General features: G+C 66.4%; 24 protein-coding genes and 1 tRNA gene. 8 read left to right on the top strand and 17 right to left on the bottom strand.

Translation table 11 applies throughout. The features are described 5' to 3' along the window. Positions 1-28: 28 nt before the first annotated feature. Positions 29-379 carry a polyketide cyclase gene (locus tag B9Y82_RS12300; RefSeq protein WP_087923174.1) on the bottom strand — a complete coding sequence of 117 codons (351 nt, stop codon included), beginning with the start codon at positions 377-379 and terminating at the stop codon, positions 29-31. Beyond that, a complete protein-coding gene (locus B9Y82_RS12305; RefSeq protein ID WP_100473449.1) occupies positions 379-690 on the bottom strand; it encodes an ArsR/SmtB family transcription factor in 312 nt (103 codons plus the stop codon). Before B9Y82_RS12305 ends, B9Y82_RS12300 begins: the two co-directional genes overlap by 1 nt. Before the next feature lie 85 nt (positions 691-775). On the opposite strand from B9Y82_RS12305, the gene B9Y82_RS12310 reads away from it, so the two are divergent. Beyond that, positions 776-1,468 (top strand): aspartate/glutamate racemase family protein, encoded by a 693-nt coding sequence (locus B9Y82_RS12310; RefSeq protein WP_100475226.1) that lies wholly within the window; start codon positions 776-778, stop codon positions 1,466-1,468. Positions 1,469-1,492: 24 nt separating this feature from the next. Here B9Y82_RS12310 and B9Y82_RS12315 read toward each other — a convergent pair whose 3' ends face one another. Continuing rightward, positions 1,493-1,888: a hypothetical protein gene (locus B9Y82_RS12315; protein WP_100435043.1), complete on the bottom strand. Its 396-nt coding sequence runs from the start codon at positions 1,886-1,888 to the stop codon at positions 1,493-1,495. A gap of 241 nt (positions 1,889-2,129) precedes the next feature. Between B9Y82_RS12315 and B9Y82_RS12320 the strand changes: the two genes are divergently transcribed. From B9Y82_RS12320 to B9Y82_RS12330, 3 genes are all read left to right on the top strand, one after another. Continuing rightward, entirely contained in the window at positions 2,130-2,639 is a 510-nt protein-coding gene (locus B9Y82_RS12320; protein WP_100473450.1) for a DUF3011 domain-containing protein, read from the top strand. An 88-nt stretch (positions 2,640-2,727) separates the two neighbouring features. Continuing rightward, the gene (locus tag B9Y82_RS12325) at positions 2,728-3,081 is read left to right on the top strand and encodes a DUF6713 family protein (protein ID WP_100435045.1); all 354 of its coding nucleotides are present in this window, start codon (positions 2,728-2,730) and stop codon (positions 3,079-3,081) included. Continuing rightward, positions 3,078-3,518, top strand: a complete 441-nt coding sequence (locus B9Y82_RS12330) for a GNAT family N-acetyltransferase (protein ID WP_100473451.1) — start codon at positions 3,078-3,080, stop codon at positions 3,516-3,518. Before B9Y82_RS12325 ends, B9Y82_RS12330 begins: the two co-directional genes overlap by 4 nt. 65 nt (positions 3,519-3,583) lie before the next feature. Here the strand turns inward: B9Y82_RS12330 and B9Y82_RS12335 are convergent. From B9Y82_RS12335 to thrS, 9 genes are all read right to left on the bottom strand, one after another. After that, positions 3,584-3,660 (bottom strand) — tRNA-Pro (locus B9Y82_RS12335). 68 nt (positions 3,661-3,728) lie between these two features. Further along, positions 3,729-4,085: a MerR family transcriptional regulator gene (locus B9Y82_RS12340; RefSeq protein WP_005410431.1), complete on the bottom strand. Its 357-nt coding sequence runs from the start codon at positions 4,083-4,085 to the stop codon at positions 3,729-3,731. Next, a complete protein-coding gene (locus B9Y82_RS12345; protein ID WP_005410432.1) occupies positions 4,066-4,365 on the bottom strand; it encodes an integration host factor subunit alpha in 300 nt (99 codons plus the stop codon). The genes B9Y82_RS12340 and B9Y82_RS12345 overlap by 20 nt, the downstream gene beginning before the upstream one ends. Positions 4,366-4,392: 27 nt before the next feature. Then, a complete protein-coding gene (gene pheT, locus B9Y82_RS12350; protein WP_100473452.1) occupies positions 4,393-6,774 on the bottom strand; it encodes a phenylalanine--tRNA ligase subunit beta in 2,382 nt (793 codons plus the stop codon). Positions 6,775-6,897: 123 nt separating this feature from the next. Next, positions 6,898-7,893, bottom strand: a complete 996-nt coding sequence (locus tag B9Y82_RS12355; RefSeq protein WP_005417865.1) for a phenylalanine--tRNA ligase subunit alpha — start codon at positions 7,891-7,893, stop codon at positions 6,898-6,900. A 193-nt stretch (positions 7,894-8,086) separates the two neighbouring features. Continuing rightward, the gene (gene rplT, locus B9Y82_RS12360; RefSeq protein ID WP_005410435.1) at positions 8,087-8,446 is read right to left on the bottom strand and encodes a 50S ribosomal protein L20; all 360 of its coding nucleotides are present in this window, start codon (positions 8,444-8,446) and stop codon (positions 8,087-8,089) included. 11 nt (positions 8,447-8,457) lie between these two features. Beyond that, complete coding sequence (gene rpmI / locus B9Y82_RS12365) at positions 8,458-8,655, bottom strand: 50S ribosomal protein L35 (RefSeq protein WP_005410436.1); 198 nt, start codon at positions 8,653-8,655, stop codon at positions 8,458-8,460. Positions 8,656-8,920: 265 nt separating this feature from the next. Continuing rightward, positions 8,921-9,463, bottom strand: coding sequence for a translation initiation factor IF-3 (gene infC / locus B9Y82_RS12370; protein WP_005410437.1), 543 nt, complete (start codon positions 9,461-9,463; stop codon positions 8,921-8,923). A 48-nt stretch (positions 9,464-9,511) separates the two neighbouring features. Further along, positions 9,512-11,413 carry a threonine--tRNA ligase gene (thrS, locus tag B9Y82_RS12375; protein ID WP_100473453.1) on the bottom strand — a complete coding sequence of 634 codons (1,902 nt, stop codon included), beginning with the start codon at positions 11,411-11,413 and terminating at the stop codon, positions 9,512-9,514. A gap of 429 nt (positions 11,414-11,842) precedes the next feature. Between thrS and B9Y82_RS12380 the strand changes: the two genes are divergently transcribed. The 3 genes from B9Y82_RS12380 to B9Y82_RS12390 are packed head-to-tail and all read left to right on the top strand — an operon-like array spanning position 11,843 to position 13,972. After that, a complete protein-coding gene (locus B9Y82_RS12380) occupies positions 11,843-12,139 on the top strand; it encodes a hypothetical protein (protein ID WP_100473454.1) in 297 nt (98 codons plus the stop codon). Further along, positions 12,139-12,402, top strand: coding sequence for a hypothetical protein (locus tag B9Y82_RS12385; protein ID WP_100473455.1), 264 nt, complete (start codon positions 12,139-12,141; stop codon positions 12,400-12,402). Before B9Y82_RS12380 ends, B9Y82_RS12385 begins: the two co-directional genes overlap by 1 nt. A 10-nt stretch (positions 12,403-12,412) precedes the next feature. Continuing rightward, positions 12,413-13,972, top strand: coding sequence for a PepSY-associated TM helix domain-containing protein (locus tag B9Y82_RS12390; RefSeq protein WP_100473456.1), 1,560 nt, complete (start codon positions 12,413-12,415; stop codon positions 13,970-13,972). 121 nt (positions 13,973-14,093) lie between these two features. Here B9Y82_RS12390 and B9Y82_RS12395 read toward each other — a convergent pair whose 3' ends face one another. Then, positions 14,094-15,284, bottom strand: coding sequence for a glycoside hydrolase family 18 protein (locus B9Y82_RS12395; RefSeq protein WP_100473457.1), 1,191 nt, complete (start codon positions 15,282-15,284; stop codon positions 14,094-14,096). 371 nt (positions 15,285-15,655) lie between these two features. On the opposite strand from B9Y82_RS12395, the gene B9Y82_RS12405 reads away from it, so the two are divergent. Next, the gene (locus tag B9Y82_RS12405; RefSeq protein ID WP_100473459.1) at positions 15,656-16,720 is read left to right on the top strand and encodes a serine hydrolase domain-containing protein; all 1,065 of its coding nucleotides are present in this window, start codon (positions 15,656-15,658) and stop codon (positions 16,718-16,720) included. Here the strand turns inward: B9Y82_RS12405 and B9Y82_RS12410 are convergent. From B9Y82_RS12410 to truB, 4 genes are all read right to left on the bottom strand, one after another. Further along, positions 16,689-18,257, bottom strand: coding sequence for a winged helix-turn-helix transcriptional regulator (locus tag B9Y82_RS12410; protein WP_100473460.1), 1,569 nt, complete (start codon positions 18,255-18,257; stop codon positions 16,689-16,691). The genes B9Y82_RS12405 and B9Y82_RS12410 overlap by 32 nt on opposite strands. 127 nt (positions 18,258-18,384) lie before the next feature. Further along, positions 18,385-20,493: a polyribonucleotide nucleotidyltransferase gene (pnp, locus tag B9Y82_RS12415; protein WP_100473461.1), complete on the bottom strand. Its 2,109-nt coding sequence runs from the start codon at positions 20,491-20,493 to the stop codon at positions 18,385-18,387. Positions 20,494-20,644: 151 nt separating this feature from the next. After that, complete coding sequence (rpsO, locus tag B9Y82_RS12420) at positions 20,645-20,905, bottom strand: 30S ribosomal protein S15 (protein ID WP_005410445.1); 261 nt, start codon at positions 20,903-20,905, stop codon at positions 20,645-20,647. 173 nt (positions 20,906-21,078) lie between these two features. Continuing rightward, positions 21,079-21,987 (bottom strand): tRNA pseudouridine(55) synthase TruB, encoded by a 909-nt coding sequence (truB, locus tag B9Y82_RS12425; protein ID WP_100473462.1) that lies wholly within the window; start codon positions 21,985-21,987, stop codon positions 21,079-21,081. Between the last annotated feature and the right edge of the window lie 81 nt (positions 21,988-22,068).

Below are 22,068 nucleotides of genomic sequence, written 5' to 3' on the forward strand. Positions count from 1 at the left end.
CCCTGTAGTGTTCGATCCAGGCGCCGGCTCAAGCCGCGCGCATCACCGTGCGATGGTCGTCGTTGGAGGCCGGCGGCATCAGCGCGCGCAGGTCGGTGAGCCGATGCACGATGGTCAGCACCGTTCCTCCACCCTCGTCCGCGCGCAGCCGGAAACACACCAGGCTGTGCAGATGTGGGGGATGCGCGTCTCGCAGGTGGAAACCCAGCTCCCGCCCCTGTTCGCACAGGCAGGGCTGCGGATCGGCAAGATCGGCCGCAGGCAACCAGCGCTCACGCAGCGCCGGATCGAACAGTGCGCGCCAGACCCGCTCCGGTGGCGCTGGCAGCCGCTGCTCCATCACCAACGCCGGAACCGCTTCGTTCAGAACATCGTCCATCAGTCCATCTCCTCCAGCAGGTTCTGCAGTGCGGACATCCGCGCCGGCCAATAGGCCCGGTAACGCTGCAACCAGCGGCCGATGTGGGCCAGCCCGCGCGGATCGACCTCGTAGTGGACGAAGCGGCCTTGACGCTGTTCGCTCACGAGCCCGGCATCGCGCAGCACCGCCAGGTGCTGGGACATCGCGGACTGGCTGATCGCCATGCCCTCGCGCAGTGCACTGGCATGCTGCCCGCCATCGGCCAGCTTTTCGAAGATATGGCGGCGGGTGGGGTCGGCCAGCGCCTTGAACAGGGCGTTCTCGATCATGGCCAACACATTAGCAGTCGCTAATGTGTAGTGCAACTCCCGTATCGGCTGTGCTGCAATGAGGGCTCCTGGCATGGAGCTGTGCATGAAGACCCTTGGCCTGATCGGCGGCATGAGCTGGGAAAGCTCGGCCCAGTACTACCGTCTCATCAACGAGGACGTACGGCAGCGCCTGGGAGGCGCGCATTCGGCGCAACTGCTGCTGTGGTCGGTGGATTTCGCCGGCATCAAGCAGCTGCAGCATGACGGCGACTGGGCTGCACTGGGCGACCACATGGTTGACGCCGCACGGCGCCTGCAGGCCGGTGGCGCCGATCTGCTGCTGGTCTGCACCAACACCATGCACAAGCTGGCTGACCGCATCGAGGCGGCCTGCCCACTGCCGCTGCTGCATATCGCCGACCCCACCGCCCAGGCCATCGTGCAGGCAGGCGCACGCAGGGTGGGCCTGCTCGGCACCGCCTTCACCATGGAACAGGACTTCTACCGCGGCCGGCTGCAGGATCGCTTCGGCCTGGAGGTACTGGTCCCCGATGCCGAAGATCGCCGCAGCGTGCACGACATCATCTACCAGGAACTGATCGCCGGCGTGGTCCGCGAGCGCTCACGACAGGTCTACGCCGACGTGATCGCACGCCTGGTCGAACGCGGCGCCGAAGCGATCATTCTCGGCTGCACCGAGATCATGCTGCTGGTACGCCCGGAGGACAGTGCAGTGCCGTTGTTCGATACCACTGCCCTGCATGCGCGGGCCGCGGTCGACGCGGCATTGGCCTGATCCTGCTTGCGACACGGCGCGGAATCAGTCCGCGCCCTGCACTTCCAGCGCGGTGATCAGCCAGTCGACCACCGCCTGCGAATCACACAGGAAGAAGATGGCATCGCCGGAGCGCGCTTCGGTGAGCAGGCGATAGACGGTGATCGCCACCGCCGACTGGTTGGCGATGAACACTTCCGGGCTGCGTGGCCCTTCGCTATGGCCGGCAACCGCGTGCAGCGCCTTGCGTGCGGCCACGGTGGCGGCCGGGTCCGCGCTGCGGGTCAGTTCCGGCCCGCGCAGGCCCCAGGCGATGAACACATGCTTGCCCTTGAACGTGGTGTCCAGGACCCGCACCTCGGCGCCGCCTGCGTCGGCCGAGCGATGAATGACGGTACTGCTGATCAACGCAACCCCCTGTGGTCGTCGTGGTCCGCGCATCCTCCCCCACAGGCCGCCCGCACACCAGTGACGGCAGCTACAGGCTGCGCCGACAGGCGTGGAAGACATGTAAGAAGGTGTAAACCGATGCGATCGGATGTGCAGCGATGATACGGGATGTAAGCCTCTGCATGGGCCCGCGCGTACTACTAAATCCCTACTGAGCCACTTCCGGAACGATCCGTTCCGACGGCCCCGGGCTGGGTCATTCTTGCGGCCCGTTCCCCTGCCGAGGCTCTCCATGATCCATTGCCTGCAACTTCCGTTTGCCGCCTCCACCCTCGCCCTGCTGCTGGCCACCAGCACCGTGGCCGCCCAGGCCTACGACACTGACCACATTCCAGCGCTGCGCTGCGAATCCCAGTTCAACAAGACCGAGCAATGCCCCATCGAGGGCCCGATGCGCCTGGCCAGGCAACTGTCGGTCACCCGCTGCGTGGAGAACCAGAACTGGGGCCAGAGCCGGCGAATGTTGTGGGTGACCGACGGCTGTCGCGCCGAGTTCGTCGCCGACGGATATGGGCGCGGACGCTGGCCAGGGCGCGGCCGGGATCGCGACGATGACGGCGAACGCCTGGTCTGCGAGTCCTACGAAAAGAAGGACAAGGAATGCCGTATCCGTGTGCGCCACGAGGTGCGCCTGGTCAAGCAGAAATCGGTGACGGCCTGCATCGAGGACCAGAACTGGGGCTGGGACCGACGCGGGATCTGGGTCAGCGACGGCTGCCGTGCCGAGTTCCGTGTGTACTGACTGCCGAGCACGCGCTGGCTGCGGCGGGTAGGCATGCGTGCGGGACAGAGCCGATAGACTGTGGCCTGTACATGGCAGGGAGCGCGACATGGAACGATGGTATCTGGCGACGCTGTTGGCGTTGATCCTGCATCAGATCGACGCTGCGTTCTGGCAGGAATGGGCCATGTTCCATGTGCCCGGTGGCATCCAGGGCTTCCTGCTGTTCAACCTGCTTGCGATCGGCTTCGTGCTTTGGGGGTATCGCCAGACCCTGCTGGGCACATCGTCGGCGCGCGGCCATGCGCTGGTTTGTGGCGCACTCGGTATTGGCACGGCGCTGATCCATCTGGCGTTTGCTCTGTTCGGTCGCGATGAATTCCACCTGCCGCTGTCGATCGCCGTCCTGCTCGCCTGCTTTGTGTCGGGCGGCGGCTTGTTGCTGCAGCTGCGCCCGCGATGAGCCGGACTTCCCACTCCGCACACCTGCGTGACGGCAGCATCCAGGACGCCGATGCCTTGATTGCGCTCGACAGCGTGGCGGCCAACGATCCAGGCCGGGCCCTGCAGATCGGCGACTGGCTGGCACGCGGCGGCGTGCAGGTTGCCGAGCAGAACGGCAGGGCCGTCGGCTACCTGGTCATTCATCACCACTTCTTCGGCGAATCCTTCGTCGAAATGCTGATGGTGGCGCACGCACAGCGCGGCCAGGGCATCGGTACCGCACTGCTGCGCCAGGCCATCGCACTGCACGGCCGGCGCAAACTGTTCACCTCGACCAATGCCTCAAACATCGGCATGCAGCGCCTGCTCGCTGCGTCGGGATTCATCGACAGCGGCATCGTGCATGGATTGGACGAAGGCGACCCGGAGCTGATCTACCGCTTCGCGGGTGCATGATCGGCCTCTGCCGCACGCACAAAAAAGCCCACGCATCGCTGCGCAGGCTTCTTGATTCATCACAGTGGTCGGGACGGCCGGATTCGAACCGACGACCCTCTGCCCCCCAGGCAGATGCGCTACCAGGCTGCGCTACGCCCCGACTGATGCTGCGATGTGCCCGCCAGTGCGGCGGGCCGTGAAGTATAGCGGATTATGATGGAAATGGGATCAGCGACGCAGCAACTGCAGCACTTCTTCCAGCTCCATGCGCACCTGCTTGATGATCTGGTTGCTCAGCGCCGATTCCTCGCGGGCATCGGGACCGTCCAGACGCAGGCGTGCACCACCGATGGTGTAGCCCTGTTCGTACAGCAGGCTGCGGATCTGCCGCACCATCAGCACGTCATGGCGCTGGTAATAGCGGCGGTTGCCTCGGCGCTTGGCCGGCTCAAGGCTGGGAAACTCGGTTTCCCAGTAGCGCAGGACGTGCGGCTTGACGTCGCACAGCTCGCTGACCTCACCGATGGTGAAGTAGCGCTTGGCCGGGATCGGCGGTAGTTCGCGGTTACTGCCCGGATCCAGCATAAGCTTCCACCCTCTCCTTGAGCTTCTGGCCCGGACGGAAGGTGACCACCGTACGGGCGGAAATCGGAATTTCCTCGCCGGTCTTGGGGTTGCGACCCGGGCGCTGGTTCTTGCGCCGCAGATCGAAATTACCGAAGCCCGACAGCTTCACCTGACGTCCCTGTTCCAATGCTTCACGCAGCACATCGAAAAACGCGTCGACGAATTCCTTGGCTTCCCGCTTGTTCAGACCGACTTCGTCGAACAGCTTTTCCGCCATCTCCGCCTTGGTCAATGCCATTGCCTGCTACCCCCGAGTGCTGCCCGCTCAGCCGCGGATCCGGGCGTGGTGTTCACGCTCGATGGCAGTGACCGCCTCGGCCACCACCGCATCCACGTCGCGGTCCGTCAGAGTGCGCGACTTGTCCTGCAAAATCAAGCCCATAGCGAGACTCTTGAATCCCGGCTCGACGCCCTGGCCGACATAGCGGTCGAACAGGTTCAGGTCGCGCAGCAGCGGGCCAGCGGCCTGGCGGACGGTGGCCGCCAGATCGGTCCAGGCCACCTGTTCAGGCACAAGGAACGCCAGGTCGCGGCGCACCGCCGGGAAGCGCGACAGTTCGCCGGCACGCGGCAGGCGGCGGGCGGTCAGCGGCTCCAGGTCCAGCTCGAAGGCATAGACGTCGGCTTCGATCTCCATCGCCTTGGCCAGGCGCGGGTGGACCTGGCCGATCCAGCCGATCGCCACGCCATCACGGAGCACCTCAGCCGAACGCGCCGGGTGGCCGTAGGCGCGGGCGGACGGACGGAACTCCAGCTGCGCGCCACTGGCGGCCGCCAGCGATTCCAGGTCGCCCTTCAGGTCATGGAAATCGACCTTGCGGGCCGGCAGGCCCCACTGCACCGCCTGCGCGTCACCGCAGACCGCAGCGGCCACGCGCGGGGTTTCCAGCGGTGCAGGTTGACCTTCACCGGCCTGCTGGGCGAACACGCGGCCGATCTCGAACAGGCGCACGCGGCCCAACTGGCGGGCAGCGTTACGGCCCAGCGTGGCGACCAGGCCGGGCAGCAACGACGGGCGCATCACGGCCAGTTCGGCCGACAGCGGATTGGCCAGCGGCACCAGGCCGTCGCGCAGCTGCCACTGGGTCAGCAGCGCATCGTCGACGAAAGCGAAATTGACGGTTTCCTGCTGGTCACGGGCAATCAACTGGCGACGCACGCTCAGCGCGTCCAGTTGGGTCTCGCTCGGCATCGCCACCCGCGAGGCGCCGCCCGGCAGCGTGGTCGGGATCTGCTCGTAACCGTGGATGCGGGCCAACTCTTCGATCAGGTCTTCTTCGATGGCGATGTCGAAGCGGCGGCTTGGCGCGGCCACCTGCCAGCCATCGGCGGTGGCAACCACCTCCATGCCCAGCGCGCGCAGGATGCGCTCGACTTCCGCATCTTCGATGGTGATGCCGAGCACGCGAGTGATGCGGGCGCGGCGCAGCACGATGGTTGCCGGCTGCGGCAGATCGGCATCACGCACCGCCTCGGTGACCGGCGCCGGGGTACCCCCGGCCAGGTCCAGCACCAGGCGGGTGGCGTACTCGATCGCGATGCGCGGCAACGCCGGGTCGACACCACGCTCGAAGCGGTGGCCGGCATCGGTGTGCAGGCCCAGCTTGCGGCCACGGCCCATGATCGCGGCGGGCGCGAAATGCGCAGCCTCCAGGAACACGGCAGTGGTGGCGTCGGTGACGCGGGTATCGAAGCCCCCCATCAGGCCGGCCAGGCCGACCGCGCGATCGGCGTCGGTAACCACCAGGAAGCTGTCGTCCAGCGCGGCATCACGGCCATCCAGCAGCTTGAGGCTTTCACCGGCGCGCGAACGGCGCACGGCGATGCTGCCCTGCAGGGTGCCGAGGTCGTAGGCATGCATCGGCTGGCCGAGCTCGAGCATCACGTACTGGGTGATGTCGACCAGCAGCGAGACCGGGCGCACGCCACTGCGGCGCAGACGCTCGGCCATCCACAACGGCGTCTTGGCAGCGGCGTTGACGCCTTCGATGACACGCCCCAGGTAACGCGGCGCTTCGGCGCCGGCGTCGAGCTGGATGCTCAGCTCACGACTGCCGACCGCCGGGATGGCGTCGGCGGCGAAGTCCAGCACTTCGCTGCGGGTCGCAGCGGCGACGTCGTAGGCGATGCCGCGCAGGCTGAAACAATCGGCGCGGTTCGGGGTCAGCTTGATCTCGATGCTGGCGTCCGGCAGGCCCAGATAGTCGACCAGGGCCTGGCCGACGGGGGCGTCATCCGGCAGTTCCAGCAGGCCGGACGCATCGTTGTCCAGGCCCAGCTCCTTGGCCGAGCACAGCATGCCGTTGGACTCGACGCCGCGCAGCTTGGCCGGCTTGATCTTCAGCTCGCCGATCTGCGCACCGACCATGGCCAGCGGCGCGACCAGGCCCGGGCGCGCGTTCGGCGCACCGCAGACGATCTGCAGCAGCTCGCCCTGCCCGGCATCGACCTTGCACACCTGCAGGCGGTCGGCTTCAGGATGGCGCACCGCTTCGACGATGCGTGCCACGACCACTTGATCGAGGCCCTCGCCCAGCGCGGTCACGTCTTCCACTTCCAGGCCGATGGCGGTCAGCACCGCACTCAGTTCATCGCGCGAAGCGCTGGTCGGGACGTGGCTGCGCAGCCAGTTTTCGGAGAATTTCATGGTGTCACCCTGGTGGGAGGCGTGCCTCCCGTTGCGGTTTTTTTGTGGTCGCCCAGCGCATGCGCAAGGAGGCGTCCATCCAGAAAGGCAGCCGAGCAGGGCTCGGCGCTGCACGGTTGCGGCTTACGCGAACTGCTTCAGGAAGCGCACGTCGTTCTCGAAGAACGCGCGCAGATCATTGACGCCGTAGCGCAGCATCGCGAAGCGCTCCACGCCCATGCCGAAAGCGAAGCCGGTGTAGCGCTCCGGATCGATGCCGACGTTGCGCAGCACGTTCGGATGGACCATGCCGCAGCCGAGCACTTCCAGCCAGCGGGTGCTGCCATCGGGCTGCTGCCAGGCGATGTCCACTTCCGCACCCGGCTCAACGAACGGGAAGTAGCTGGGACGGAAGCGCATCTCGAAATCGCGCTCGAAGAACGCACGCACGAACTCGGCCAGCGTGCCCTTCAGGTCGGCGAAGGTCGAATGCTCGTCCACCAGCAGGCCTTCCACCTGGTGGAACATCGGCGAATGGGTCTGGTCGCTGTCGCTGCGGTACACCTTGCCGGCGGCGATCATGCGCAGCGGCGGCGCGTGGTCGCCCATGTAGCGCACCTGCACGCCCGAGGTGTGCGTGCGCAGCAGGCGGCCGTCGCCGAAGTAGAAGGTGTCGTGCATGGCACGCGCCGGGTGATGTGGCGGGAAATTCAGCGCCTCGAAGTTGTGCCAGTCATCCTCGATCTCCGGTCCTTCAGAGAGTTCGTAGCCCAGCCGGCCGAAGATGCCGGTGATGCGCTCCAGGGTGCGGGTGATCGGGTGCAGGCCGGCGCGGTCGCCATTGCGGCCCGGCAGGGTAATGTCGATGGCTTCGGCGGCCAGGCGCGCATCCAGTGCCGCGTCCTCCAGCAGCGCCTTGCGCTCGCCCAGCGCGCGGGTCAGCGCGTCGCGGGCCTGGTTGATCGCTTCACCGGCGGCCTTGCGCTCGTCGGCCGGCAGAGCGCCGAGCTGCTTGAGCTGCGAGGTGATGCTGCCACTCTTGCCAAGCAGGGCCACGCGCAGCTGCTCCAGCACGTCGGGGCTCTGTGCGGCGGCCACATCGGCCAGCGCCTGGGTGGTGAGGGATTGGATGTCGCTCATGGGGGGCCGGAACTCCAGTCGATCTGCCATCGCGATGCGCGAAGGGCCGACCCCTGTCGCCACCGCCGTCCCCGCGCTGCCGATGTGGCCTCGCCGGGACCCAAAAAAGAATGGGGAAGGACTTGCGCCCTTCCCCATGCATTGCCTTGACCTGACACCGTTCCGAGTGAACGGTTACGGCATCGGGAAGGACTTATGCCGCCAGCGCGCCCTTGGCCTTTTCAGCCAGCGCGGCAAAACCGGCTGCGTCGTGCACGGCGATGTCAGCCAGGACCTTGCGATCCAGGGTGATGCCGGCCTTCAGCAGGCCGTTCATGAAGCGGCTGTAGCTCAGGCCGTTGATGCGGGCAGCCGCATTGATACGGGTGATCCACAGCGAACGGAAGTTGCGCTTCTTCTGCTTACGGCCGATGTAGGCGTACTGCTGTGCCTTGATGACCGCCTGCTTGGCGACGCGGAAGACCTTGCGACGGGCATTGTAATAGCCCTTGGCGAGATCCAGGATTTTCTTGTGGCGGCGACGCGCCTGTACGCCACGCTTAACTCGTGCCATTTTTCAGTTCCTCAGAGGTAAGGGAGCATGCGGTCCAGACGGCCTGCGTCTTCTGCACGGACATGGCCCGTCTGACGCAGATTACGCTTACGCTTGGTCGCTTTCTTCGTGAGGATGTGGCTACGGTTGGCGTGGCCGCACTTGTACTTGCCCGAGGCGGTCTTGCGGAAACGCTTGGCCGCTGCCCGGTTGGTCTTGATCTTGGGCATTGCAATGTCCTTGATGGGATATGACCCTGGTTTCTGACTGATCTGGCGGCGGCCTGGGCCGCTCTTTCCATCCTGCCATGATCGGCGTACGACCCGTCCTGGGTGGGTCGAGCCGGGCATGATACAGGCAAAACCACCCTGCCACCAGCCCCTGCAACCCTTTACCGGCAGTTCACCGGCATCCTGCAAAAGCAAAGGGACGCCAACGGCGCCCCTTTACCCTGAACCATTCAGCCAGGCGCCCTGAAAGGCGGCCCGTCAGGCCTCAGGTCTTCTTCTTCGGCGCGATCATCATGACCATCTGACGCCCTTCCAGGCGCGGACGGGATTCAATGACGATGTCCTCGCCCAGATCGGTCTCGATCCGATTGGCCATTTCGCGACCCAGTTCCTGGTGGCTCATTTCACGGCCACGGAAACGGATGTTGACCTTGATCTTGTCACCATCTTCAAGGAACCCGCGCATCTTGCGCAGCTTGATCTGGTAGTCGCCCTCGTCCGTGACCGGACGGAACTTCACTTCCTTGATCTCGACCTGCTTGGTCTTCTTCTTGGCCTCGCTGGCCTTCTTCTGCGCTTCGAACTTGAACTTGCCGAAGTCCATGATCTTGCAGACCGGCGGATCGGCCTGCGGCTGGATTTCGACCAGGTCCAGGCCTTCATCTTCGGCCATGGACAGCGCTTCGTCGCGCGACAACACGCCGATCATTTCACCGTCACTGCCGATCACGCGGACGCGCGGCACACGGATTTCCTGATTCTTGCGGTTCTGTTTGTTGTCAGGGGTGCTGATATTACGTTCTCCCAAGGGTATCGAACCGGTCCGGGTGCCTGTGCCCCCGGACCGGACCTTTGCTTACGCGCCCTCGGCGTGGAGCCGCTCGATGAAGGCCTGCAGGCTCATGCTGCCCAGGTCTTCGCCAGAACGCGTACGCACCGCCACAGCCCCATTTTCCTTCTCGCGGTCACCAATGACCAGCAGGTAGGGCACGCGCTGCAACGTATGCTCGCGGATTTTATAGCCGATCTTCTCGTTACGCAAATCCGAGCTGACGCGGAAGCCTTGCTCCGCAAGGGTTTTGGTCACGCCCGAGACGTAGTCGGCCTGGGCGTCGGTGATGTTGGCCACCACCACCTGGGTCGGCGCCAGCCAGGCCGGGAACTGGCCGGCATGGTGCTCGATCAGGATGCCCAGGAAGCGCTCCATCGAGCCGACGATGGCGCGGTGCAGCATGACCGGGTGCTTCTTCTGGCTGTTCTCGTCCACGTACTCGGCGCCGAGGCGGCCCGGCATCATGAAGTCGACCTGCATGGTGCCCAGCTGCCAGGTACGGCCGATCGCGTCCTTCAGGTGGTACTCGATCTTTGGGCCGTAGAACGCACCCTCGCCCGGCAGCTCCTGCCATTCCACGCCGCAGCTGGACAACGCCGAGCGCAGCGCGCCTTCGGCCTTGTCCCAGGTGGCGTCATCGCCGAGCCGCGATTCCGGACGCAGCGCGATCTTGATCTGGATCTCGTCGAAGCCGAAGTGCTGGTAGACCGCCAGCGCCTGCTGGTGGAACGCGGTCACTTCCGACTCGATCTGGCTCTCGGTGCAGAACACATGGCCGTCGTCCTGGGTGAAACCGCGCACGCGCAGGATGCCGTGCAGTGCGCCGGACGGCTCGTTGCGGTGGCAGGAACCGAACTCACCGTAGCGGATCGGCAGGTCGCGATAGCTGTGCAGGCCCTGGTTGAACACCTGCACATGGCCCGGGCAGTTCATCGGCTTGACCGCGTAGGTGCGCTTCTCCGACTCGGTGAAGAACATGTTGTCCTGGTAGTTGTCCCAGTGGCCGGACTTCTTCCACAGGCTCACGTCCAGGATCTGCGGGCAGCGCACTTCGCCGTAGCCGCTGCTGCGGTAGACCTTGCGCATGTACTGCTCGACCACCTGCCACAGTGCCCAGCCCTTGGGGTGCCAGAACACCAGGCCCGGCGCCTCTTCCTGCAGGTGGAACAGGTCCTGCTGCTTGCCGATGCGGCGGTGATCGCGCATTTCAGCTTCTTCGATGCGCTTGATGTACGCCTCGAGCTGCTTCTTGTCAGCCCAGGCGGTGCCGTAGATGCGCTGCAGCTGCTCGTTCTGCGCGTCGCCGCGCCAGTACGCGCCGGAAATGCGGGTCAGCTTGAAGGCCTTCAGGAAGCGCGTGTTCGGCACGTGCGGGCCGCGGCACATGTCCACGTATTCCTGGTGGTAGTACATGCCCATCGCCTGGATGTCGTCGGACATGTCCTCGATCAGGCGCAGCTTGTAGTCCTCGCCACGGGCCTTGAAGATCTCGATCACTTCGGCGCGCGGCGTCACCTTCTTGATGACGTCGTAGTCCTGGGCGATCAGCTCGCCCATGCGCTTCTCGATCGCGGCCATGTCGTCCGGGGTGAACGGGCGCTCGGAGTAGATGTCGTAGTAGAAGCCCTCGGCAATGACCGGGCCGATCACCATCTTCACGTCCGGGTACAGCTGCTTGACGGCGTGGCCGACCAGGTGGGCGCAGGAGTGGCGGATGATCTCCACGCCCTCCTCGTCCTTGGCGGTGATGATGCGCAGGCTGGCATCGTGGTCGATGACGTCGCTGGCATCGACCAGCACGCCATCGACCGAACCGGCGATGGTGGCCTTGGCCAGGCCGGCACCGATCGACTGGGCGACGTCCATGACGCTGACAGGATTTTCGAATTCGCGGCGGCTGCCGTCGGGAAGAGTAATGTTGATCATCGCAGTGGCTTCGTGCGGGGCCCGCCGAGCGGGCCGGAAAGCGTTCCCGGGGCTGTGCCCGGGCAATAAAAAAGCGCCGCGAGGGCGCCTGGAACACAGGGCCTTCGGGGGCAGGTCAACAGTGGGCGGTGGTAGTGCTCATGTCGCACGCTCGGCCGGCGCTGGGCGCGGGCCACCTTGTTCCAGTCGGGGTTCTGCAATGATCTTAAACCAGCCCGGCGGAAAGCCCAAGGACTACCGTACGGTCCGCTGAATGGGCCTCGCTGGCGGGGGGAAATTGCAATGATTACCATGTCGCCGCAGGTCGCCCCGTGCCAGCCTGCCCCGCTTCCCCCAGGACCCCGTGATGCGCCACCCGCTCCGACCGGCTCCCGCCGGCCCCGCCCGTGTCCCGCGTTCGCCGGCCCGCCGTCGCGCCGGCTGCCCGCGATGATCACCGTCGGCCTTTCCACGCTCGGCTTCTGCAGCCTGGGCATGCTGGCGGCGATGTTCTCGGCGCTGGCCTTCTATGCCGCCTCGCCTCACTGTCGCTGGCCGCGCCTGCGCCGCGCCGGCCGCCTTGGCCGCCAGATCGGCCTGGTCGCTGCCGCTGCCTCGCTGTGGCTGTGGATGGCCGAGCTCGGCTTCGCCGCTGGCCTGGTGGCAATGCTGTGCACCTGGATGCTGGCGGCGATGCTGCTGCCGGCGCTGGCCGCCTGGCATCGCCCGGGCACGGAGTCGCCCTGATGTGGCCGCGCGCCTTCGCCGGCATCGTGGCCGGCTTCTTCCTGGCCGCTGCCGCGACCGGACTTGTCACCTGGCTGCCGCCAGGCCCCTGGCAGAACGCGCTGGTGCCCAGCCTGATCACGTTCATCCCGCTGTGGATGCTGGCCGCCCTGTGGTCGTTCAGCTTCCGCAGCGCGCTGCGCGCCTGGGTGGCCCTGGCCGGCAGCGCTGCGGCCGGCTTCGCCGTACTGATGCTGCTGCGCCTGACCGGCGCGGTGCAATGAGACCCATGCCATGAAGTTCAGTTCGCAGACCCTGCGTACGTTCACCACCCTGCACACCTGGGTCGGCCTGGTCGCCGGCTTCGGCCTGTTCGTGGCCTTCTACGCAGGCGCGTTGACCCTGTTCCATCACGACCTGCCGCTGTGGCAGACCCCAGGCGCAGCCACTGCGTTGCCGGCGGGCCTGGACGACGCGCAGTACCTGCTGGAAGACGTGCTGGTCACGCATCCGGAAGCCCGCCGCCACGTCGGCATGACCTTCCCCGGCGCCGAGCATCCACAGCCACTGGCCTATTGGCAGGCCGATGACGGCAGCTGGCGTTACGCCTGGCCGGGCCAGATCGCCGGCAGCACCTCGCCCCCACAGACCGGGCTGGCCGAGTTGGTCAACGAACTGCATTACAGCCTCGGCCTGCCGGTGGCCGGCATCTACGTGATGGGCATCGTCAGCCTGCTGTATGGCATGGCGCTGCTCAGCGGCCTGGTGATCCATCTACCGAAGCTGTTCGGTGATCTGTTCGCGCTGCGTCCGGGCCGCAACCTGAAGCAGCTGTGGCAGGACGCGCACAACGTGATCGGCGTGCTCAGCCTGCCCTTCCACCTGATGTTCGCGGTCACCGGCGCCCTGCTCTGCCTGGTGTTCGTGCAGATGGCACTGCTCAACCCGCTGATCTACGACGGCAAGGTGCTGCAGGCGGTGCCGACCGCGATGGACACCGCGCCCGTGCGCGACGCCAGTGGCATTCCGGCGCCGCCGGGCAGCCTGCGCGTGCTGCATGCACGTGCGCTTGAAGTTGCCCGCGCCCAGGGCGTGGCCAATTTCGAGCCGGCCTACCTGAAGCTGGCCAATGGCGGCGACGCCAATGCCACCATCGAGATCACCGGCGAATCCACCGGCACGCTCGGCCCGCTTGGTGCCGTAGCACTGGACGTGGCCACCGGCAACCTGCTGGCCTCGCAGCTGCCGGGCCAGCGCGACGCCAACCACGCTACGCTCAGCGCTGCCTACGCGCTGCACTTCGGCGAGTTCGGCAACGGCGTAGTGGTCTGGCTGTACTTCCTGCTCGGTCTCGGCGGTGCCTTCCTGTTCTACTCCGGCAACCTGTTGTGGATCGAGTCGCGGCGCAAGCGCCGCCAGCCGCAGCAGCCGCGTGCCGGGGTGAACATGGCGCGGGCCACGGTCGGCGTGTGCATCGGCCTGTGCGTGGCGATTTCGATCGCGTTCGTCACCGCACTGGTGCTCGAGCGGCTGGCACCGGCGGCGGTCGACCACGGCATCCGCTGGGCCTGCTTCGGCAGCTGGGCAGCCTGTGCGCTGTGGGCTGCACTGCGCCGCCCCGCGCAGGCCGCGCGCGAACTGCTGTGGGCCGCAGCGATCAGCACCGCGCTGGTGCCGATCCTGCACGGTGCGCTCAGTGGCGACTGGCTGTGGCTCGCGGCCGCGCACGGCCACTGGCCGCTGTTCTGGGTCGATGCCATCGCACTGGCCATGGCCTTCGGCTTCGCCCGCCTGGCCGTGGCCAGCCAACGCCGCGCCCGCAACGGCGATCCCAACAGCGTCTGGGCCAATTGAGCCTTTGCCGGTCATGCCCGGGCGCTGCCGCTACCCGCACCGGCCCGGTAGAGCCGAGCCTGCGTGATTGCCGTTCGCGCCAAGCGCAGTCGGAGCAAGCTCGACACTGCGAAGGGCGGACTCAATCGCCGATGCGCGCTTTCTGCCATGGGCCGAGCATGGCGTTGAGCAGACTGGCCTGCTCGTCGTCGCCGGTCAGCTCCCACATGAACACCCCGGCAAGGCCCTGCTCGCGGGCGAACTGCGCACGCAGCCCGATCGAGCGTGGGTCTTCATAGCTGATGAAAACCTTCTGCCCGGCGTTGTACAGCCACGGGCTCTGCGCCTGCGGCTGCCAGTGCTTCGTCCACCCCGGCTGATCGAGATAGCGCGCCTTGATGACCCGCCAGTCGCCTGCGTCAGCCGGGGCGCTGTAGGCCTGGTACAGGCCGTCCGGTCCATCGCCGGTCACCTTGAAGCCGCGACCGTAGAACGGCACGCCCAGGACCAGCTTGTCGGCCAACACACCGTGCTCGCGGTAGTACTGCACTGCGCCGGCTACGTTGTTCCAGCGCCGTAGTTCCGGCGCCAATGGATCTGTCGGCACTTCATGCAAGGGGGCGTTGAAGGTCGACACCGCCGAGAAGCCGGTACCCATGTCGTAGCTCATCAGGTTGATGAAATCGAACACTTTGGCCAGCGCCGGCAGGTCGTAGCTCGCTGCCGGATCGTAGGGACCATCGGTCTGCAGGCGACCGGCGGCCAACGCGGCAGTCAGCAGCTTCGGCTGCCCCACCTTGCGACCGCGCGCATCGAGTGCCTGGCGGAATGCCTGCGCGAGCCGGGTCAGGTTGGCGCGGTCCTGCGGGCGGTGCGCCAGCTCCTTCGGCCCGCCACTGACCGGGAACTCCCAGTCAATGTCCACGCCGTCGAAGCTGCCGGCATGACGATCGAAGAACAGCGCCATGCAGGAGTCGACCAGGCGCTTGCGGCTGGCCTCGGTCAATGCCGCATCGGAGAACCCGCCCGCACCCCAGCCACCAATGGAGATCAGCGTGCGCAGATGCGGGTGCGCCTTCTTGAGCTCAGCCAGCGCGGCGAAGTTCTTCGGCGCTTCCGCCCCGACCGTGCATCGCCCGTCCTCGATGGTGGAGAACGCATAGAACAGATGCGTGAGGCGCTCGGCCGGAATGTTCGATACCGGATAGCGCTCGGCCGAGCCACCCGGGTAGTAGGCACCGAAGATCGGCGGCTGCGCCGGCGCGGCATGCGCGGCAATGGGCAAGGCACCGGCAATCAGCACGGCAAGGACGGCCACTGTCTGGCGGAACATGGAATCTCCCGGTTCGAAGGCGCAGCCACGTTAGCAAACCGATGTGCCTGCGGTACGGATGTCGCGGCATGTCGTCCAGCGGACAGGCATATCCCGCCGGGTGACGACAACTCGGCAGACATGCAACGACCCTCATGCACTGCAGCAGGACACGCGCCGACGCTGCATCCACGGGCTCGTGCCTCGGCCAAGGCAGCTGTGGATCTTCAACCGTGCATGGACGTGGGCACCGACCATGACAACATCGAAGACGGCGACCTGCAGCAGGCGGCGGCACTGTCGCACAAGGCCTTCAGAATTCTTCAGGCCGTTTTCCAGCACTTCAGCCGGGTCGCTGGCTCAATCGGCCTCCCTTTCGATGGAGTCCGCCGATGCGTTCGATCCTGCCCGTCCTCACCCTGCTCTGCGCCATGGGTGCCCAGCCCTTCACCACGCGCGCCGCGCCTCCAGATCCGGCACGCCTGCTGATGCTGCAGCAGGCCATTGCGCACGATGAACTCAAGCAGATCCGCAGCGTGCTGCTGCAGGTCGACGGCAAGGTGGTCTACGAGGGCTACTTCAACGGCGCCGATGCACAGACCCTGCACGACGTGCGTTCGGCCAGCAAGGGCGTGACGGCACTGCTGGTGGGTGCCGCCATCGGCGAGGGACGCGTGCCCGGCGTACAGGCCCGGGTGTACGACTACTTCCCGGCCTTCACCGCGCAGCACGCGATCGACCCGCGCCTGCGCGCCACCACCCTGCAGGATTTGCTGACCATGAGCAGCCTGTGGGAGTGCGATGACGAAAACCCGTTCTCGGCCGGCCACGAAGAGCGCATGTACGTCACCGAAAAGTGGCTGGACTTCACGCTGTCGTTGCCGGTGAAGGGCTTTGCGCCGTGGATGCAGCGGCCGCAGCACAGCCCGCATGGCCGCGCGTTCGCCTACTGCACCGCCAATCCGTTCGTGCTTGGGGCCGTGCTTGAACAGGCCAGCGGCCGCCCCCTGGCGGACTATGCCGCGCACGTGCTGGAGCAGCCGCTGGGCATCACCCACAGCCAGTGGAACCGCTCACCGGACGGCATCGGCATGGGCGGCGGTGGCACTCGCTACCGCACACGCGACCTGGCGCGGTTCGGCCAGCTGGTACTCAACGGTGGCCGCTGGCAGGGGCGCCAGCTGGTGCCGAAGGACTACATCGAGGCGATGGTGCAGGCGCAGGCCACCACGCCCGATGGCAGCGACTACGGATACCAGTGGTGGGGCCTGAAGCTCGATGTGCAGGGTTCGCCCCGCACCGTGTGGGCGATGTCCGGCAATGGCGGAAACTATGTGTTCGTGCTGCCTGATCGGCGCGTGGTGGCGGTGGTCACCAGCCAAGCCTTCAACCGCTCCTTCGCCCATCCGCAGTCGCGGCGCATCCTCACCGAGTTCCTGCTGCCGGCGCTGCGCTGAGGGTGGCGAGATCATCCGGGCGCCACGCGGCGGCCAGCACCTGCGCACGCTGCCGGGCGATGTCGGCATCGATGCGCTCCAGCAGCGCCGGCCAGCCCGGGGCGCCATGCAGGGGCACGAACAGTGGCGTGGCGCGCAGCCACGCCACGTCGCGGAAGCCGTCGTCGACGGCCTGCTGCAATGCCGTGACGGCCTCGTCTTCGCGTCCGCTGGCCTGCAACAGCAGTGCCCGCTCCACAGCTGTGTCGGACCAGCCATCGCTACCGCTTTCGCTGGTGTTGAGCCGCTGCAGCCGCTGCCTGATCCACCCGGCCTGCACCGGCTGCGCGCCGTACAGGGCGGCCAGCGTCTGGCCCAGTGATTGCTGGGGCCGCAACTGGCGACCACGTTCGAACGCCTCAGCTGCCGTCGCAGGATCACCAGCCAGCAGCGCCAACTCCCCCTTCAACCGCAGCAGCTGCGGATGCGGCGTGCCGCGCGCCAGCGCTTCGTCCAGTGCCTGCCTGGCCTGATGCGGCGCGCCGGCCAGATACAGGCTGCGTGGCCAGGCGATATTGGAGAAGAGGTTGTCCGGGTAGAGCTGGAAGTTGCGCGCGTGGCGTTGCGCCGCCGCCCGGGTGAAGCCCAGCAGTTCCAGCTCGCGCGCTACCTGCACGTCACGGAAGCGCACGCGCTCGGGCGCTTTCAGTGACAGGTTCTCGCGCAGCGCCAAGGCCAGCTCGCCGCGCTCCTGCCGCAGGTAGGCCAGCGATGCACGGCTGCGTTCGTCGCCAGGTTCCAGCGCCAGGGCACGCGCGTAACCGGCCATGGCCTGCCGCATGTTGCCGAGGCAATCCTGCGCATAGCCCCACAGGGCCTGCGCAGCGGCATCGCGCGGCGCTCGCCTGCGCTCCTCGCCGGCCAGCGCCAGCGCCTCTTTCATCTGTTCCGGCGTGCCGTTGAACAGGCAGCCCTGCGCCGCCAACGCACGTGACAGGCCACGCCGCGCCAGCGCGGACTCCGGATCGGCCTGCAGTGCCTGCCGGTAGAGGCTGATGGCCCGCTCGTTGTTGCTGGCCTGGCCGATGCCAGCGTAGTAATCGGCACGCTGCAGCAGCGTCTGCGCCGCGCCGGGCGCTGCCGGCCGTGACCACCACGCCAGCATTGCGGCGATGCCCAGCACTGCAACGACCGCCAGGCCCCACCCCGCCCCGCGGCCCCACCAGGACCGGGCAGGCAGTGCGGTGATCTGCACCGGCTGCACGCACAGCTGATAGCCGCGCCCACGTACTGAACGGATGTAGCGCGGCCGACGGCCGTCATCGCCCAGCGCCTGGCGCAGAAGTTTGACCCGTTGACTGACCGCATCTTCGCCCACCACCGCCGGTGCCCAGACCTGCGCGGCCAGCGTGTCGAAATCCACCACATCGGTGCCGTGTGCCAGCAGCACGTCGAACAGCGTCCAGCTCAGGCCGGCAACGGGCAGATCTTCACCTGCCCGGCTGACCCGCTGCGCCGGGCGATCGATGTCCAGGTCCAGCAGGCGAAGAGTGTCCATGGGCGAAGCATACCTGCGCGGCGATGCCGGATCGCAGGCAAAGAAAAAGCGGGCCGAAGCCCGCTTTTTCATCTACGAAAGCGTGAGGACCAACGGTCCTCACCCACCGCACAATCAGCAGTACCGATTATTCGGCGCTGGCGCCTTCGCCTTCTTCCACGGCCTTCATCGACAGGCGGATGCGGCCCTGCTTGTCGACTTCCAGCACCTTGACCTTGACCACATCGCCTTCCTTCAGCTTGTCGCCGACCTTCTCGACGCGCTCGCTGGAGATCTGCGACACGTGGACCAGGCCGTCCTTGCCCGGCAGGATGGTGACGAACGCACCGAAGTCCATGATCTTGGCAACCTTGCCTTCGTAGATGCGGCCCGGCTCGACGTCCGAAGTGATCTGCTCGATGCGGGCCTTGGCGGCCTGGGCAGCGATCGCGTTGACCGAAGCGATGACGATGGTGCCGTCATCCTGGATGTCGATCTGGGTGCCGGTTTCCTTGGTGATGGCCTGGATGGTCGAACCACCCTTGCCGATCACTTCGCGGATCTTGTCCGGGTGGATCTTGATGGTCAGCAGGCGCGGCGCGTAGTCCGACAGCTCTTCACGCGGAGCGGTCAGGCCATGGGCCATTTCACCCAGGATGTGCAGACGGCCAGCCTTGGCCTGCTGCAGAGCCTGCTTCATGATCTCTTCGGTGATGCCTTCGATCTTGATGTCCATCTGCAGGGCGGAGATGCCCTCAGCGGTACCGGCCACCTTGAAGTCCATGTCGCCCAGGTGATCTTCGTCACCCAGGATGTCGGACAGGACGACGAAGCGCTCGCCCTCCTTGACCAGACCCATGGCGATACCGGCAACCGGCGCCTTCACCGGCACACCGGCGTCCATCAGGGCCAGCGACGAACCGCAGACCGACGCCATCGACGAGGAACCGTTCGACTCGGTGATTTCCGAGACAACGCGGATGGTGTACGGGAAGGTTTCCAGCGACGGCATGACAGCCAGTACACCGCGCTTGGCCAGGCGGCCGTGGCCGATTTCGCGGCGCTTCGGGCCCATCATGCGGCCGCACTCACCCACCGAGAACGGAGGGAAGTTGTAGTGGAACAGGAAGTTTTCCTTGTACTCACCGGCAACGGCATCGATGACCTGGCCATCACGGGCGGTGCCCAGGGTGATGGTCACGATGGCCTGGGTTTCACCGCGGGTGAACAGCGAGGAACCGTGGGTACGCGGCAGCACGCCGGTCTTCACGGAAATCGGGCGGACGGTGTCCAGCGCACGGCCGTCGATGCGGACCTTGGTGTCCAGCACCGAGTCACGCATGGTGCGGTATTCCAGCTCGCCGAATTCCTTCGACAGCTCGGCCGGGTTCCAGCCTTCGGCGGCCACGCGGCCGGCCAGGGCTTCGAACACGTCCTTCTTGATCGCCGAGATGGCGTCACGGCGCTGCAGCTTGTCACGCACCTGGAAGGCTTCGCCCAGGCGCGGGCCGATGGCTTCCTTCAGGGCGGAGATCAGCGCGTCGTTCTTGGCCGGGGCTTCCCAGGTCGACGGCTTGGTGCCGGCTTCGACGGTCAGCTCGTTGATCGCGTTGATGACCTTCTGCATTTCGCGGTGACCGAAGGTCACGGCGCCCAGCATCACTTCTTCGGACAGCAGCGCGGCTTCGGATTCAACCATCAGCACGGCGTTGGAGGTACCGGCGACGACCAGCTCCAGCTGCGAGTCAGCCAGTTCGCTGACGGTCGGGTTCAGGATGTACTCGCCGTTCTTGTAACCGACCTTGGCCGCGCCGATCGGACCCATGAACGGGGTGCCAGCCAGGGCCAGGGCAGCCGAAGCACCGATCAGGGCCGGGATGTCACCGTCCACGTCCGGGTTCAGCGACATCACCGTGGCGATGATCTGCACTTCGTTCTTGTAGTCTTCCGGGAACAGCGGGCGGATCGGACGGTCGATCAGACGCGAGATCAGGGTTTCCTTCTCGGTGGCACGGCCTTCGCGCTTGAAGAAACCACCCGGGATGCGGCCGCCGGCGTAGAACTTTTCCTGATAATCGACGGTCAGCGGGAAGAAGTCCTGGCCTTCGCGCGCGCTCTTGGCGGCGACGGCGGTGACCAGCAGTACGGTGTCGTCCATCTTGACGATGACGGCGCCGCTGGCCTGACGGGCGACTTCGCCGGTCTCAAGCGTGACGGTGTGCTTGCCGTACTGGAAGGTTTTGGTGATTTTTGCCACGGAGGGTGTCCTTGGGGATGCTGTCTGCGAATTTGGACCGTCGGCGACCCTTGCCGCCAGCGGGTGGCCGGATCGTTCCGGCCTGAATCGGGGATTGCGGTACTACAAAACAAAACCGCGGCGCATCGCTGCGCCGCGGGGGATTCGTTGCTTAGCGACGCAGGCCAAGCTTCTCGATCAGGGCCTTGTAACGCTCGACGTCCTTCTTCTTCAGGTAGTCGAGCAGGCTGCGACGGCGGTTGACCATCTGCAGCAGGCCGCGGCGGCTGTGGTGGTCCTTCTTGTGGGTCTTGAAGTGGCCGGTCAGCAGTTCGATGCGGGCGGTCAGCAGTGCAACCTGGACTTCCGGGGAGCCGGTGTCAGCCGAGCTGCGCTTGTTGTCTTCAATGACCTTCTGGGTGTCGATCGACATTTCTTTTTTCTCTGTGATGCGTGGCCGGCAGGAACGCGCTTCGCGCACCGCCAGGCTCGCCGTGGACTACGAGGATGAAACCTGCGGGAGGCAGGTTGCCGGAAAACGGCCGCGAAATTGTAACGGTCGGGGGCTCCCGGGACAAGGACCGGGGCTGAACCGGCAGGCCCAGGTCAGAGGTTGAAACGGCGCTGCGGGGCCAGCAGGCCACTCTCGTCGACCTGGCCGAGACCCTGGACAGCATCGTCCGGACCGAACACGGCCACCAGGCCCCGCGGCCAGGACAGGTCGCGCTGGCGCTGGCCGACGCAGAACCGATGGACCTGGTCGGCGTCCAGGTCGACCCGCGGGTATTCCGCAAGGCCGGCCGCCAGCGGCAGCAGCAGCGCGTCCATGCCGGCCTCGTCACCGGCCTCGACCATCGCCCGCAGCTGGTCCAGCGTGACCATGGCAGGCTCGCGGAACGGCTCGACCCAGAGCCGGCGCAGCGCGCTGATGTGGGCGCCACAGCCCAGGCTTTCGCCGAGGTCGCGGGCCAGGCTGCGGATATAGGTGCCGGAACCACAGGTCACGCGCAGCCGCAGCCGTTCCGGCTGCTGCTCCAGCACCTCGATGGCGTGCACCTGCACCTCGCGTTCGGGCGCTTCGATGACGTCACCGCGGCGGGCCTTCACATACAGCGGTTCACCGCCCTGCTTCAGCGCCGAATAGATCGGGGCACGCTGGCGGATGCAGCCGGTCAGCGGCGCCAGCGCAGCCTGCAGGGCCTCGGCACTGATCGCCGGCACCGGGCGCTGCAGCAGCACCTGGCCTTCGGCATCGTCGGTATCGGTGGTCTGGCCGAGCACGATCTCGGCGTCGTAGGCCTTGGCCGAACCCAGCAGCAGGCCGGCGATCTTGGTCGCCTCGCCGAAACACAGCGGCAGCAGGCCGGTGGCCAGCGGGTCGAGGCTGCCGGTATGCCCCCCCTTCTCGGCGCGGAACAGGCGGCGCGCCACCTGCAGGGCAGCGTTGGAGCTCATGCCGGTCGACTTGTCGAGCAGCAGGATGCCATCCAGGCGGCGGAACTGAATTCGGGTCATGACAGGAATGTGTAGAGCCGGGCCATGCTCGGCTGCCGCACCGCGGCCCGCAGGGGCTTCGCGTTGCCGGAATGGAAAGAC

It is taken from the genome of Stenotrophomonas maltophilia, from assembly GCF_002799155.1.
Lineage (GTDB): Bacteria > Pseudomonadota > Gammaproteobacteria > Xanthomonadales > Xanthomonadaceae > Stenotrophomonas > Stenotrophomonas maltophilia_R.

Bases quoted from the DNA above. Each gene is read 5' to 3' on its own strand.
- B9Y82_RS12300 (WP_087923174.1), bottom strand. From the start codon at position 379: ATGGACGATGTTCTGAACGAAGCGGTTCCGGCGTTGGTGATGGAGCAG.
- B9Y82_RS12305 (WP_100473449.1), bottom strand. From the start codon at position 690: ATGATCGAGAACGCCCTGTTCAAGGCGCTGGCCGACCCCACCCGCCGC.
- B9Y82_RS12310 (WP_100475226.1), top strand. From the start codon at position 776: ATGAAGACCCTTGGCCTGATCGGCGGCATGAGCTGGGAAAGCTCGGCC.
- B9Y82_RS12315 (WP_100435043.1), bottom strand. From the start codon at position 1,888: ATGCGCGGACCACGACGACCACAGGGGGTTGCGTTGATCAGCAGTACC.
- B9Y82_RS12320 (WP_100473450.1), top strand. From the start codon at position 2,130: ATGATCCATTGCCTGCAACTTCCGTTTGCCGCCTCCACCCTCGCCCTG.
- B9Y82_RS12325 (WP_100435045.1), top strand. From the start codon at position 2,728: ATGGAACGATGGTATCTGGCGACGCTGTTGGCGTTGATCCTGCATCAG.
- B9Y82_RS12330 (WP_100473451.1), top strand. From the start codon at position 3,078: ATGAGCCGGACTTCCCACTCCGCACACCTGCGTGACGGCAGCATCCAG.
- B9Y82_RS12340 (WP_005410431.1), bottom strand. From the start codon at position 4,085: ATGCTGGATCCGGGCAGTAACCGCGAACTACCGCCGATCCCGGCCAAG.
- B9Y82_RS12345 (WP_005410432.1), bottom strand. From the start codon at position 4,365: ATGGCATTGACCAAGGCGGAGATGGCGGAAAAGCTGTTCGACGAAGTC.
- pheT (WP_100473452.1), bottom strand. From the start codon at position 6,774: ATGAAATTCTCCGAAAACTGGCTGCGCAGCCACGTCCCGACCAGCGCT.
- B9Y82_RS12355 (WP_005417865.1), bottom strand. From the start codon at position 7,893: ATGAGCGACATCCAATCCCTCACCACCCAGGCGCTGGCCGATGTGGCC.
- rplT (WP_005410435.1), bottom strand. From the start codon at position 8,446: ATGGCACGAGTTAAGCGTGGCGTACAGGCGCGTCGCCGCCACAAGAAA.
- rpmI (WP_005410436.1), bottom strand. From the start codon at position 8,655: ATGCCCAAGATCAAGACCAACCGGGCAGCGGCCAAGCGTTTCCGCAAG.
- thrS (WP_100473453.1), bottom strand. From the start codon at position 11,413: ATGATCAACATTACTCTTCCCGACGGCAGCCGCCGCGAATTCGAAAAT.
- B9Y82_RS12380 (WP_100473454.1), top strand. From the start codon at position 11,843: ATGATCACCGTCGGCCTTTCCACGCTCGGCTTCTGCAGCCTGGGCATG.
- B9Y82_RS12385 (WP_100473455.1), top strand. From the start codon at position 12,139: ATGTGGCCGCGCGCCTTCGCCGGCATCGTGGCCGGCTTCTTCCTGGCC.
- B9Y82_RS12390 (WP_100473456.1), top strand. From the start codon at position 12,413: ATGAAGTTCAGTTCGCAGACCCTGCGTACGTTCACCACCCTGCACACC.
- B9Y82_RS12395 (WP_100473457.1), bottom strand. From the start codon at position 15,284: ATGTTCCGCCAGACAGTGGCCGTCCTTGCCGTGCTGATTGCCGGTGCC.
- B9Y82_RS12405 (WP_100473459.1), top strand. From the start codon at position 15,656: ATGCGTTCGATCCTGCCCGTCCTCACCCTGCTCTGCGCCATGGGTGCC.
- B9Y82_RS12410 (WP_100473460.1), bottom strand. From the start codon at position 18,257: ATGGACACTCTTCGCCTGCTGGACCTGGACATCGATCGCCCGGCGCAG.
- rpsO (WP_005410445.1), bottom strand. From the start codon at position 20,905: ATGTCGATCGACACCCAGAAGGTCATTGAAGACAACAAGCGCAGCTCG.
- truB (WP_100473462.1), bottom strand. From the start codon at position 21,987: ATGACCCGAATTCAGTTCCGCCGCCTGGATGGCATCCTGCTGCTCGAC.